This window comes from Arcobacter sp. ISO1 (assembly GCF_058105185.1).
In genome coordinates, this window is sequence record NZ_CM176573.1 from 1619606 (window position 1) to 1633326 (window position 13721).

At 29.8% G+C, this 13721-nt stretch carries 16 protein-coding genes; all 16 read left to right on the forward strand.

Annotated elements, in window-relative coordinates; translation table 11 throughout:
• The first annotated feature begins 36 nt into the window (after positions 1 to 36).
• The 16 genes from dnaG (at position 37) to atpG (ending at position 13709) form a co-directional block, all read left to right on the forward strand.
• On the forward strand, positions 37 to 1674 hold the full coding sequence (dnaG, locus tag AC2TY9_RS08005; RefSeq protein ID WP_489776872.1) for a DNA primase: 1638 nt from the start codon (positions 37 to 39) through the stop codon (positions 1672 to 1674).
• A gap of 113 nt (positions 1675 to 1787) precedes the next feature.
• A complete protein-coding gene (locus tag AC2TY9_RS08010; RefSeq protein WP_489776873.1) occupies positions 1788 to 2171 on the forward strand; it encodes a Rid family detoxifying hydrolase in 384 nt (127 codons plus the stop codon).
• A 119-nt stretch (positions 2172 to 2290) separates the two neighbouring features.
• Positions 2291 to 2608 carry a 50S ribosomal protein L21 gene (gene rplU, locus AC2TY9_RS08015; RefSeq protein ID WP_489776874.1) on the forward strand — a complete coding sequence of 106 codons (318 nt, stop codon included), beginning with the start codon at positions 2291 to 2293 and terminating at the stop codon, positions 2606 to 2608.
• Positions 2609 to 2625: 17 nt separating this feature from the next.
• On the forward strand, positions 2626 to 2880 hold the full coding sequence (gene rpmA / locus AC2TY9_RS08020) for a 50S ribosomal protein L27 (protein ID WP_489776875.1): 255 nt from the start codon (positions 2626 to 2628) through the stop codon (positions 2878 to 2880).
• Between the two features lie 230 nt (positions 2881 to 3110).
• Positions 3111 to 4214, forward strand: coding sequence for a GTPase ObgE (gene obgE, locus AC2TY9_RS08025; protein WP_489776876.1), 1104 nt, complete (start codon positions 3111 to 3113; stop codon positions 4212 to 4214).
• On the forward strand, positions 4204 to 5004 hold the full coding sequence (gene proB / locus AC2TY9_RS08030) for a glutamate 5-kinase (protein WP_489776877.1): 801 nt from the start codon (positions 4204 to 4206) through the stop codon (positions 5002 to 5004). The genes obgE and proB overlap by 11 nt, the downstream gene beginning before the upstream one ends.
• A 26-nt stretch (positions 5005 to 5030) precedes the next feature.
• Entirely contained in the window at positions 5031 to 5951 is a 921-nt protein-coding gene (gene fmt, locus AC2TY9_RS08035) for a methionyl-tRNA formyltransferase (RefSeq protein WP_489776878.1), read from the forward strand.
• A 38-nt stretch (positions 5952 to 5989) separates the two neighbouring features.
• Positions 5990 to 7357 (forward strand): GAF domain-containing sensor histidine kinase, encoded by a 1368-nt coding sequence (locus AC2TY9_RS08040; protein WP_489776879.1) that lies wholly within the window; start codon positions 5990 to 5992, stop codon positions 7355 to 7357.
• A gap of 20 nt (positions 7358 to 7377) precedes the next feature.
• Positions 7378 to 8013 (forward strand): biotin--[acetyl-CoA-carboxylase] ligase, encoded by a 636-nt coding sequence (locus AC2TY9_RS08045; RefSeq protein ID WP_489776880.1) that lies wholly within the window; start codon positions 7378 to 7380, stop codon positions 8011 to 8013.
• Positions 8010 to 8786, forward strand: a complete 777-nt coding sequence (locus AC2TY9_RS08050; RefSeq protein ID WP_489776881.1) for a ParA family protein — start codon at positions 8010 to 8012, stop codon at positions 8784 to 8786. Before AC2TY9_RS08045 ends, AC2TY9_RS08050 begins: the two co-directional genes overlap by 4 nt.
• Before the next feature lie 21 nt (positions 8787 to 8807).
• Positions 8808 to 9683, forward strand: a complete 876-nt coding sequence (locus AC2TY9_RS08055) for a ParB/RepB/Spo0J family partition protein (RefSeq protein ID WP_489776882.1) — start codon at positions 8808 to 8810, stop codon at positions 9681 to 9683.
• Between the two features lie 104 nt (positions 9684 to 9787).
• On the forward strand, positions 9788 to 10210 hold the full coding sequence (locus tag AC2TY9_RS08060; RefSeq protein WP_489776883.1) for a F0F1 ATP synthase subunit B family protein: 423 nt from the start codon (positions 9788 to 9790) through the stop codon (positions 10208 to 10210).
• Positions 10211 to 10224: 14 nt separating this feature from the next.
• Complete coding sequence (locus AC2TY9_RS08065; protein ID WP_489776884.1) at positions 10225 to 10743, forward strand: F0F1 ATP synthase subunit B; 519 nt, start codon at positions 10225 to 10227, stop codon at positions 10741 to 10743.
• Positions 10743 to 11273 carry a F0F1 ATP synthase subunit delta gene (locus AC2TY9_RS08070; RefSeq protein WP_489776885.1) on the forward strand — a complete coding sequence of 177 codons (531 nt, stop codon included), beginning with the start codon at positions 10743 to 10745 and terminating at the stop codon, positions 11271 to 11273. The genes AC2TY9_RS08065 and AC2TY9_RS08070 overlap by 1 nt, the downstream gene beginning before the upstream one ends.
• A gap of 21 nt (positions 11274 to 11294) precedes the next feature.
• Positions 11295 to 12812 (forward strand): F0F1 ATP synthase subunit alpha, encoded by a 1518-nt coding sequence (atpA, locus tag AC2TY9_RS08075; protein WP_489776886.1) that lies wholly within the window; start codon positions 11295 to 11297, stop codon positions 12810 to 12812.
• Between the two features lie 9 nt (positions 12813 to 12821).
• Complete coding sequence (atpG, locus tag AC2TY9_RS08080) at positions 12822 to 13709, forward strand: ATP synthase F1 subunit gamma (protein WP_489776887.1); 888 nt, start codon at positions 12822 to 12824, stop codon at positions 13707 to 13709.
• Positions 13710 to 13721: the final 12 nt, after the last annotated feature.

Here is a 13721-nt window from a genome sequence, read left to right on the forward strand (position 1 = left end):
GGGCATATAAAATAATAAAAAGGTATAATTCTTACTATGATTACAAAAGACTCCATAGAAAATTTAAAAAACCACCTTGACATTGTAGATGTTATTTCCCAATATGTAGAATTAAAAAAAAGTGGTGCAAACTTTAAGGCTTGTTGTCCCTTCCATGGAGAAGATACTCCCTCTTTTGTTGTAAGCCCTGCAAAACAAATTTACCACTGTTTTGGTTGTGGTGCAGGTGGGAATAATGCCATTAGTTTTGTAATGGAATATGAAAAATTATCTTTCCCTGAAGCAATTGAAAAATTAGCTTCAATGTACAATTTTACTTTAAATTATGATGAAACAAATGAGAAAAAGCAAGATTTAAAAGTATTAGAAGAGGTAAATAAATTTTATCAAAAACTTTTTGTTAGCAATGATATTGCGAAAGAGTATATTAAAAAAAGAGGAATTTCAGAATTTTCAATAGAAAAATTTGAAATAGGATATGCCCCAAGTTCAAATGATACAATCAACTTTTTAAAAAATAATTATTTTAATCTTGCAGATGCAAAAGAGTTAGGTGTCATTGATACAGGACAGAACGGTTTATATTCTAGATTTATAGAAAGAATCACTTTCCCTATATATTCACAAAGTGGAAAAATAGTTGGGTTTGGGGGAAGAACAATAACAGGGCATAATGCCAAATATGTAAATTCACCCCAAACAAAAATATTTAATAAATCAAAGCTACTTTATGGTTATAACATTGCAAAAGAGCATATATATAAAAGAGATAGAATTATTATAACAGAAGGGTATTTAGATGTTATTATGCTTCATCAAGCAGGTTTTACAACTGCTGTTGCAACCCTTGGAACTGCACTTACAAAAGAACATTTGCCATTAGTTAGAAGAGGAGAGCCAAAGGTTATACTTGCTTATGACGGGGATAAAGCTGGCTTGAATGCAGCATTTAAGGCTTCGGTTATGCTTTCACAAGGGGATTTTGAAGGTGGTGTTGTTATCTTTGGTGAAGGTAAAGATCCAGCTGATATGGTAAATGATGGGAAAGTTGAAGAGTTAAGTAAAATATTTGATAATCCAAAACCATTTATTCCTTATGCAATAGATTATATAATTTCAAAATATGATATTAATAATCCAAGTTCTAAACAAAAAGCACTTTTAGAAGCAAATGATTATCTAAAGTCACTGGGGATAATTTATCAAGATGAGTACAAAAGATATCTAGCTCAAAGATTAAATGTGCGGGAAACCTTAATAAAAACTACAACTGATAATGTAAGACCAACTGAAGTGAATTTAACAAAAATAGATATTGCTGAACTATGTATAATAAAAACAATTTTAGAAAAACCAAGTAGAATAGATAAGGTTTTAGATTTAGTTGATGGGTCTATGTTTGAGTATCATAGAAATGAATTTGAATTATTAATTACAGATATAAATAATCAAAGTTTTAATGGAATTTTATTAAATGATAAACTAGAAGTTTACGATGATGAAAGATTAAATAGTGAGTTGATAGTGTTGTTATTGAAGTTTTATACAAACAAATTAAGAAGTGTTCAATATGATCAAACTTTAGCTTTTAGAGAAAAAGCAACAATGTTAAGAAAGATAAAAGATAATATATATCAATTGAAATTAGGTAAATTAGTAAGTTATAATTTATAATTATTTTTGTAAAATTCTTCAACTTAGTCTAGAAAGAACTTGTTCTTTCCTTTGTTAAAAGAAATCATTAATTTATGAGTCCCTATAAACTGGGGCAATTTTAGGGAGAAAAAATGGAATTTTTAGAGAGTAGTAAGCTACCAGAAGCAATTGGACCATACTCACAAGCAATTAGAGCAAATGGATTTATCTATACATCTGCACAAATACCTTTAACACAAGATGGTGAGATAGTTGTAAGAGATATTAAAAAACAAACTAGACAAGTATTAGAAAACTTAAAAAACTTACTTGAAGATTCTGAAAGTACAATGGATAAAGTTATAAAAGTTAATGTGCATTTAGAAAACATGGATGATTTTGGTATTGTAAATGTATTATTTGCAGAAGCATTTGGAGATCATAAACCAGCAAGAACTACTGTTGAAGCAAGAAGGCTACCAATGGGGTCAATGGTAGTTATGGACGCAATTGCCTTACCAATTGATTTTAGATAGGTATAAAAAAGTCTTAATTGAATATATTGGCTTAAAGAAACTTTAAACTAATATTAGATAATATTTCGTCCCGTTAAAAGTTATAGTAAATAAAGATTGATAAATTAGAGGATTGAAATATGTACGCAATTATTAAGTGTGGTGGTAAGCAGTACAAAGTATCTGAGGGTGATATTTTAGATATTGATTATACTGGTAAAGCTGCTAAAGAAACTTTAGAAATCACTGATGTTTTAGCAATAAACGATGGTGAATTAAAAACAGGTGATGCTGTATCTGCTGCAAAAGTAGAAGCTGAAGTTGTTTTAGATGGAACAGGTGTAAATAGAGATAGAAAAGTTATCATTTACAAAAAAAGAAGAAGAAAAGATTCTAAGTTAAAAAGAGGTTTCAGAAGAAGCTTCACAAAAGTTAGAATTACTAAAATCGCTGCATAAGTTTAAGGAGATAAAGTATGGCTCACAAGAAAGGTCAAGGATCTACTCAGAATAATAGAGATTCAGCTGGAAAAAGACTTGGTGTTAAAAAATTTGGTGGTGAAACAGTTAGAGCTGGAAATATCATCATTAGACAAAGAGGTACAAAAGTTCACTGCGGAGAAAACGTAGGAATTGGGAAAGACCACACTATTTTCGCACTAATTGATGGTGTTGTTAAATTTGAAGTAAAAGACAAAGATAGAAAAAAAGTATCAGTATACGCTTCTTAATTTTTCATACAGGTTTAGTTTTTAAAAGGGTGTAGTGCTTTTGCCTACACCCTTTTTTAGTAATTATTAATAATGAAATATTAAGTAGATATTTGATTATTGATAATATAGGCTTTATTCTTAAAGCTCTTTAGGTATTACTTCTTTTACATGGAATTTATTCCACTGATAAAAAGAAGGCATATGATTTTAGGTCCCTTGAAAATGGGAACCATTTTAAAGGAATAATAGTGTTTATAGATAGCGTTAAATTTACCATTTCATCTGGAAAGGGTGGACAAGGTTGTGCATCATTTAGAAGAGAAAAGTTTGTTATTAAAGGTGGTCCAGATGGTGGGGACGGTGGAAGAGGTGGAGATGTTTACTTTCAAGTAGACAATAACACTGATACACTATCTTGGTACAAAGGTAGAGCAGTTTTAAGAGCAAATAATGGAAAACCTGGTGAAGGTAGAAATAAAACTGGTAAATCAGCAGAGCCATTAGTTTTAGCTGTACCTCCTGGGACACAAGTTATAGATACACAAACAGGTGAAGTTTTATTGGATCTTTTAGAAGAGGGACAAAAAGAACTATTTTTAGAAGGTGGTAAAGGTGGTTTAGGTAATACTCACTTTAAAAATGCAAGTAACCAAAGACCAACTTATTGTCAGCCAGGACTTCCTGGACAAAGTCTTGATATTAGACTTGAATTAAAACTTATTGCTGATGTTGGATTAGTTGGATATCCAAATGTAGGAAAATCTACACTTATCTCAACTTCATCAAATGCAAGCCCAGAGATAGCAAACTATGAGTTTACAACTATTACTCCAAAATTAGGTGTAGTTGAAGTTGGTGATTACAACTCTTTTGTTATGGCTGATATTCCTGGAATTATTGATGGAGCAGCAGAAGGAAGAGGTTTAGGTTTAGAGTTCTTAAAACATATTGAAAGAACAAAAACTTTACTTTTCATGATTGATATTGCAAACTATAGAACAACAATTGAACAATATGAAATATTAAAAGAAGAGGTTAAAAAATTCTCAACTGAACTCAGTGGCAGAAATTTTGCTATTGCTTTAACAAAAGTTGATGCTTATTATGGGGAAGATTTAGAAGGAGATATTAAAGCGTTCATTAAAGATATTGGACTTGAAATATGTACCTCAAATGAATATGGTTTTGATAAATCATTACCATATTTTGTTCAAGATTTAACTTTTAATAAATTTGATGATCAAAAACCATTTTTTGTATTACCAATCTCATCAGTAACTCATTTAAATACAAATGCAATAAGATTTGCTTTATATGAATTAATAGGACAGAATAAAAAGAATGGAAAATAACGCAACTATACCATCATACAAAAGATTAGTAATCAAAGTTGGAAGTGCTGTCTTAACAGAAGATGGAAAACTTGCAACCCAAAGATTGAAAAATTTAGTAAATTTTATTTCTAAATTAAAAAATAAAAAGGGAGTTGAGGTTATATTGGTTAGTTCAGGGGCGGTTGCAGCTGGATTTACCTCTTTACAATTAGATAAGCATAAAATTGAAAATAGACAAGCTTTAGCTGCTATTGGACAACCCCTTTTATTAAAACATTATAAAAAAGAGTTTAGAGAACATAATATCATATGTGCTCAAATGCTTTTGATTGCAGATGACTTTGATTCTAGAAAAAGAACTGCTTATGCAAAAGGTGCAATTGAAGTTTTATTAAAAAACAATGTGTTACCAATTATAAATGAAAATGATGTAACAGCAACAGATGAACTTTTATTTGGTGACAATGATCAACTAGCAGCCCATGTTACTCATTTTTTTGAAGCAGATATGTTAGCTATATTAACTGATATTGATGGATATTATAATAAACATCCACATGAATTTGATGATGCAGTTTTATTAAAAGAAGTAGATTATATTAGTGATGAAATGGTAAATGCAGTTCATACTCCTAATACAGAATTTGCAACGGGTGGAATTGCCACAAAACTAAAAGCAGCAGATTTTCTTATGAAAAAAGGAAAATCAATGTATTTAACATCAGGTTTTGATTTAACAAATGCCTATGAGTATTTTAGTGAAGACAATCACAAAAGTGGGACACTTTTCTTACCAAAAAAAAATTAGATTAAACATTTAATAAAGGAACTAATGTGAGTAAAAAAATCTTATTTATGGGAACGCCAGATTATGCTACAAAAATCTTTGAAGAGATTTTAAATAGTTCATATGAAATTGTAGGATTATTTACTCAACCTGATAAACCAGTTGGTAGAAAACAAGTTATAACAGCTCCTCACATAAAACAATTTTGTCTAGATAAAAACCTCAATATCCCTATTTATCAACCTGAAAGATTAAGGGGAAATGAAGATGCAAAAAATCAAATAGAAAAATTAAAACCAGATTTTATAATTGTTGCAGCCTATGGACAAATTTTACCAAAAGATATTTTAGATATTGCTCCATGTATAAATCTTCATGCGTCTTTATTACCCAAATATAGAGGAGCCAGTCCTATTCAAGAATCATTGTTAAATGATGATGAATTTACAGGTGTCACTTCAATGCTTATGGAAGAGGGACTTGATTCAGGAGATATTTTAGGTTTACAGTATCTTAAAATCACTCCAACTATGGATGTAGTTGAAGCTTTTAATAAGTTATCTGAAATAGCTGCAAAATTGACAATAACGACATTAGATAATTTTGAAAATATAAAACCAAAAAAACAAAATGAATCAGAAGTAAGCTTTTGTAAAAAAATAAAAAAAGAGGATGGTGAAGCTGACTTTGTAAGTGCAAAAAAACTTCACTTAAAATATAAAGCTTATTCTTTTTGGCCAGGTGTTTTTCTAAATTCAGGTTTAAAATTAAAAGATATCTCATTACTTGAGACTACTTCATCAAATGAAGAGGGTGAAATTTTAGATATCAAGGAAGATTCTATAATAGTAGCTTGTAAAACAGGATCTTTAGAAATTAAAACCTTACAAGCTCCATCTAAAAAAGCAGTTAATGCAACAGATTACATAAGAGGTAAGAGATTAGAAATACATGACATTTTAAAATAATTTTGTTATAATGACTTAAAATTATATTAAGTGGGAAGATGGAAGAAAAAGATATTTCTGATATATATGATCAAGATCTTTTTAAACTAAACGATTTTAATGTTTTATTACATAAAATATTAAAACATGCAAGATCTGTATTAAATTCTGAAGCAGGAAGTATCTACATAATTGAAGGTGATTCTTTATCTTTTAATGTTTTTCAAAATGATGCCATGTCCTATGAAAATATCTACAGACAATTTTATTCTTTAAAAGATGTTAAGCTTTCTTTAACTGAACAAGAGAAATATTTAGCAGTAAAGTCATTTGTTTCAAATAAAATTATAACTATTGACGATGTGTATGAAGTAGATGAATTTGATTTCCTTGGAGTCAAAGAGTTTGATCAACGTTTTAATTATAGAACAAAATCAATTATTACCGCACCAATTGTCCACCCCATCGAAAATAAAAAATTAGGAGTTTTACAGCTTCTAAATAAATCTGAGAATAATCAATCTGTACCCTTTACAGAAAAAGATAAAGAGGTGATTTCTATGGTTAGCTCTTTTATTGCACTATCAATTTCAAAAGCTCAAGATGATATTGAAAAATTAAAAATGGTAAATGAAGAACTTGAAATAGCCAATAAACAATTAGAAAAAAGAATTAAAAAAGAAGTGCTTGAAAGTGAAAAAAAATCTGCAATCATTTATCATCAGAGTAAACTAGCATTTGTAGGAGAAATGATTGGAAATATTGCTCATCAATGGAGACAACCTTTAAGCGCTATTAGCACAATAGCAAGTGGATTAAGTCTTTATATAGAAATGGGTAATTATAATAAAAACAATGCTAAAAGTAGTTTAGATAATATTGTAAAAACTACAAAACACTTATCTCAGACAATCGATGATTTTAGAAATTTTTATAAAAAAGATAAAAGTAAAAATTTTTTTAATCTAAAAGAAAATATTAAACAAAGTCTTTCTATTGTTGAAGCTTCATTATTAAGTGAATATATTGAGGTTATAAAAGATTTTGATGATTCCTTAGAAATCTTTGGATATGAAAATGAGATGAAACAAGCTTTCTTAAATATAATTCAAAACTCTTATGATGCTTTAATAGAAAATATTTCAAAAGATGAAAAAAGATATATATTTATATCTGCTAAAAAAATTGATGGAAAGATTATTGTTGAGATAAAAGATAATGCATTAGGAATTGCCGATAATGTTATGGCAAAGATTTTTGAACAAAACTTTACTACAAAAGAAAATCATGGCGGAACAGGTATTGGTCTTTATATGACAAATGAAATTATCAAAAAAAATATGAATGGCACTATTAAAGTATCAAATTGTGAATATGTATATAAAGATAAAAAGTGTAAAGGCGCACTTTTTATAATCACTATTTAGAAATTAAGTTAAAATACTCTATGAAAGTTATTATTTTAGAAGAAGTAGACTCTACTCATACATATTTAAAAAACAAAATCAAAGAGGAAGGTTTCACTTATCCACTTTGTATAACTACAAAAAAACAAACAAATGGTATTGGAAGTAGGGGAAACTCTTGGCAAGGTAAAGAGGGAAATCTATTTTTTTCTTTTGTTTTAGAGAAAAAAAGTTTACCCAAAGATTTGCAGCTTCAAAGTGCCTCAATATATTTTTCTTTTATTTTAAAAAAAACATTATGCGCTTTAGGCTCGAATTTGTGGTTAAAGTGGCCAAATGACTTTTATATTGATGATAAAAAAATTGGTGGGACCATTACAACTGCAACAAAAGATTTAGTACTTTGTGGAATTGGATTAAATTTAATTGAAGTTAGTTCTGATTTTGGAAAACTTGATATAGATATAGATATAAAGGAAACTTTAGAAAACTATTTTAAAAAGTTAGAAATTGAACAATCTTGGAAGCAGATTTTTAGCGAATTTAAGATAGAATTCAAAAAAAGCGAAAATTACACAGCTACAATAAATAACAATAAAATTTCTTTAAAAAAAGCCATTTTAAATGATGATGGTTCTATTGAAATTAATAACACAAGGGTTTTTAGTTTAAGATGACAGAAGTAATTGCAATTGCAAATCAAAAAGGTGGTGTAGGAAAAACTACAACTGCCGTAAATTTAAGTGCAGCATTAGCCTTAGATGGTAAAAGAGTTTTACTTATTGATGCCGATCCACAAGCAAACGCAACAACCTCTTTAGGTTTTCATAGAGATACTTACGAGTATAATATCTATCATGTAATGTTAGGGACAAAAGAGTTGTCTGAAATTATACTTGATAGTGAAATGGAAAATTTAAAAGTTGCGCCATCAAATATTGGCTTGGTTGGTATTGAAAAAGAGTTCTATAAACAAAATCAAGATAGAGAATTGGTTTTAAAAAGAAAAATTGATCCAATTAGAAAAGATTTTGATTATATAATAATTGATTCACCTCCAGCACTTGGACCTATTACTATAAACACGCTAAGTGCATCAAATTCTGTATTGATTCCAATTCAATGTGAGTTTTTTGCTTTAGAGGGTTTAGCACAACTTTTAAATACTATTAAATTAGTAAAACAAACAATAAACAGAGGATTACAAATTAGAGGTTTTTTACCAACTATGTATTCTTCACAAAATAACTTATCTAAACAAGTATTTGCAGATTTGGCACAACACTTTGAAAGTAAATTATTTAAAGTTGATGACTCATCATACGTTGTTATTCCAAGAAATATTAAACTTGCCGAATCTCCAAGTTTTGGAAAACCAATTATGTTATATGATTCAACAGCAGTTGGTACTAAAGCATATACAAATTTAGCAAGAGCTATTGCAGGTTAAATTTAAAAAATAGGATAAATAATGGCATTAGGTAGAGGACTTGGGGAACTTTTAGGTGAAGTTGAAACAGCTTACAACAACTCAAATAATTATGATAAATCAAATGATAATAATAAGATTATTGAATTAGATATTAATCAGATAAAACCCAATCCTAATCAGCCAAGAAAAATTTTTGATGAAGAGAAGTTAAAAGAGCTTTCTGATTCAATTTTATCTCACGGTTTACTTCAACCTGTTACAGTAATTAAAGATAAAACTGATGGTTATATTTTAATTGCAGGTGAGAGAAGACTAAAGGCACATAAACTAGCAAATTTTGATACAATTAAGGCAATAATTATTGATATTGAAGAGTTCAAATTAAGGGAATTAGCTTTAATTGAAAATATTCAAAGAGATGATTTAAATATAATTGAATTAGCTTATTCTTATGCTCAATTAATTAACGAACACTCAATTACTCATGAAGAACTTTCGAAAAAAGTTTTCAAATCTAGAACATCAATTACAAATACACTTAGACTTTTACAATTAAGTTCTTATGTACAACAATTGTTAGCAAATAACAAGATTAGTGCAGGTCATGGAAAAGTTATGCTAGGCCTAAACGATGAGCAACAAAGAATAGTTGCTGATTCAATCATTGGACAAAAGTTGTCAGTTAGAGAAACAGAAAGTCTAGTGAAAAAATTAAAATCATCAAAAGATGATTCTTCTGAAAAAAAAGCTAAGGCAAAAAACAAAAACTTTGATTTTAAACCACTTGAATCTGCCATTGAAAATCTTAAAAAATCTAACTTAAAAGTTAAGGCTGAAAAAAACTATTTTAAGATAGAAATCAAGTCTCAAGAAGATATTGAGAAGATTTCTAATTACTTTGGTAACACTTTTTAAAATTCTTTTCTTAATTTACTCATTTTAATATAAGTTTATAATACTTTTGGATAAAATTTAGGCAGTTTTAGTCAAACTAAACTGTAAAAAATATGGAGGAATGAATGTTAGACATAAGTCCTGTATTATTGCTAGGTACGGCAGTAATCTTTCTCTTAGTTGTTGCTAGACTAAACAGCTGTCTATTTACACCTCTATTAAAGCATATGGATGATAGAGCGGAGTCTATTAAAAAAGACTTGACAAACGCTCAATCAAACTCTGCTGATGTAGATGGGATGTTAGAAGAAGCAAATCATGTTATTGCTGAAGCTAAAAAAGAAGCAGCTGCAATTAGAGAGCAAGCATACAACGAAGCGAAAGAAGTTGCTGATGCAAAACTTGCAAGTGCTAAAGAGGATCTAGAAGCTAAATCTGCTAACTTTACAAAAGATTTAGAAACAGAAACAAAAGCTTTAAAAGAATCATTAGTAGCTGCATTGCCTCAATTTAATGAGAGCTTAAAAGCTAAGATTAGCTCAATTTAATTAGGAGGTTAGGGTTGAAAAAATTATTATTACTTGGATTAGCGCTGGCTCCTGTAGCATTGTTCGCTAATAGTGAAGGTGCGGAAACAAACTATGATATAGTTGAAAGAACCGTTAACTTTATAATTTTTGCTGGAATTTTATGGTATTTGCTTGCTGATAAAATCAAAGCATATTTTGCAGATAGAACTGCTTCAATTCAAGCAGAGCTTGATAAAGTACAAGATACTTTAAAAGCTTCAAAAGATAAAGTAGAAGATGCAAATAAAAAACTTGAAGAATCAAAAGCTTTAGCAGCTGAAATTGTTGAAACTGCAAAAGCAGATATCGATTCTGTTAAGAAAAAAGTTGCTGAAGCAGTTGATGCTGAAATCGCAAACTTAAACAAAGGCTTTGACGAAAGAATCAAAGTTGAAACTTCTAAAGCAAAGAAACAAATTGTTTCTGAAATTCTTGAAGAGCTATTGAGTTCAGACAATGTTTCATTATCGCAAGATGAGTTAGCAAATATTGTTCTTAAGAAGGTAGCGTAATGAATGATTTAATAGCGAAAAGATATGTTAAGGCATTATTGGATGGTAGAGATGTTGAGTCTGCAACTGCTATTTGTAATGATTTAAAAGCTATTTCTTCAGCTTTTGCTGATGAAAGGTTTGTATCTATTATAGCTTCATCAGAAGTTAGAAATAGTGAAAAGGTTGAATTAGTTATTTCATTTATTGAAAATAGTGGAGATGAATTAAAGAATTTTGTTAAGTTACTAGGGGCTAACAAAAGACTTGAACTTATTCCAGAAATTGTAAAAGATTTAGAAGCTAAAATCGCAATAATGAATAACTCATATACAGGTGTAGTGTACACTAACAATGAATTAGATGCTAAATACATGTCTTCAATTGAAGAACAATTTAGTAAAAAATTTAATGTTAATTTATCACTATCACAAAACGTTTGTGATTATGATGGTATTAAGGTAGATATTGATTCTCTTGGTGTTGAGATTTCATTCTCAAAAGAGAGATTAAAATCACAAATGATTGATCATATTTTAAAAGCAGTTTAGAACTTATAAAGGAGAAATTGAATGGGTGCAAAAATTCAAGCAGATGAAATCAGTTCAATCATCAAAGAAAGAATTGATAACTTTGAATTAAATGTAGATGTTAACGAAACGGGAAAAATCATCTCTTTTGCAGATGGTATTGCACAAGTATACGGTCTTAAGAACGTTATGGCTGGAGAGATTGTAGAGTTTGAAAATGGTGAGAGAGGTCTTGCTTCAAACTTAGAAGAGTCTTCAGTTGGTGTTGTTGTACTTGGATCTGGAGAAGGATTAAGAGAAGGTTCTTCTTGTAAAAGATTAGGTAAATTATTAGAGACTCCAGTTGGAGAAGCTATGGTAGGAAGAGTTGTTAATGCTCTTGGTGATCCAATTGATGGTAAAGGTGCAATTGAATCTTCAGAATCTAGATTCGTTGAAGAAAAAGCTCCTGGAATCATGGCTAGAAAATCAGTTCATGAACCATTACAAACTGGTATTAAAGCAATTGATGCACTAGTTCCTATTGGAAGAGGGCAAAGAGAGCTTATTATTGGAGATAGACAAACTGGTAAAACTACAGTTGCTATTGATACAATTCTTAACCAAAAAAGTGAAAATGTAATTTGTATTTATGTTGCAATAGGTCAAAAAGCATCTTCAGTTGCTTCTGTTGTTAGATCTTTAGAAGATGGTGGAGCAATGGATTATACAATCGTTGTTAACGCTGGTGCTTCTGAATCTTCAGCATTACAATTTTTAGCTCCATATACTGGTGTTACTATTGGTGAATTCTTTAGAGATAATGGAAAACACGCATTAATTATTTATGATGATTTATCAAAACATGCAGTTGCATATAGAGAAATGTCTTTATTATTAAGAAGACCTCCAGGTAGAGAGGCTTATCCAGGGGATGTATTTTATCTACACTCAAGATTATTAGAAAGAGCAGCTAAGCTTTCTGATGAAAGAGGAGCTGGATCGTTAACTGCTTTACCAATTATTGAAACTCAAGCAGGAGACGTTGCTGCATATGTTCCAACAAATGTAATTTCTATTACTGATGGGCAAATTTTCCTTGAAACTAACCTATTTAACTCAGGTATTAGACCAGCAATTAATGTAGGTCTTTCTGTATCAAGAGTTGGTGGTGCTGCACAAATTAAAGCTACTAAGCAAGTTGCTGGTACTTTAAAATTATCACTTGCACAATATAGAGAACTTGAAGCATTCGCACAGTTTGCATCTGACCTTGACGAAAGTACAAGAAAAGAGTTAGAACTTGGTCAAAGAATGGTTGAAGTATTAAAGCAAGGTGTTAATAAACCACTTGTAATTGAAAAACAAGTAGTTATCATTTATGCTGGAACAAAAGGTTACTTAGAAGATATCGAAGTTCAAGATGTTGTTAAATTCGAAGCTGAATTACATACTTTTATTGAGCAAAAATATGCAAATATTCTAGATGACATCAAATCTAAGAAAAAATTAGATGATGAAACAGAAACAGCATTAAAAGCTGCATTAGAAGAGTTTAAAACTGTTTTTAATGCTAAATAAGGATAGTCTATGGCTAACTTAAAAGAGATTAAATTAAAAATTGGAAGTGTTAAAAACACTCAGAAGACTACAAAAGCTATGAAGCTTGTATCTTCTGCAAAACTTACTAGAACTAGACAGTTGTCTGAACAAGCTAGAAGTTATGCAAAGAAGATTAATGAAGTTCTTTCTGAGATTGCAAACAGAGTTAGCAAAGTTCAAGAGGGTGAAAATGATAATAAAGTTTTCACACCAGTTGAAAATCCAAAAACTGTTGATATAGTTTTTGTTACAGCTGACAAAGGTCTTTGTGGTGGTTTTAACATGGCAACAATTAAAACAGTTAGTAAACTTACAGCTGATTATGAAGCTATAGGTGCAAAAGTAAGATATAGAGCTGCAGGAAGAAAGGGTGTTGACTACTTTTCTTTCCAAGGTGCTGAGTTAGAACAAAAAGTAACTGACTTATCTTCTGCTCCTGATTATGATAGAGCTGCAGAGTTTATTGACGAAGTTGTTAAAGATTTCCAAAATGGTCAAACAGATAAAGTAATCTTGGTTTATAATGGATTTTTAAATATGCTTACTCAAGAAATTAGAGTAAGAGAATTACTTCCAATTAGTTTAGAAGATGTAGAGGTTTCAGAAAATGAATCATCTATGTTAGAAATTGAACCAGATGATGATGAAGAAGTGTTAGAAGAATTAACTGCTAAATACATTGATTTTAATATGTACTACTCTTTAATTGATTCACTTGCAGCTGAGCACAGTGCAAGAATGCAAGCAATGGATGCTGCAACGAATAATGCAAAAGAAAGAGTTGATAGTTTAACAGTTGAATATAATAAAGCTAGACAAGCTGCAATTACAACCGAGCTGATAGAGATTATCAGTGGTGTTGAATCATTAAAATAATATAAAGGAGCT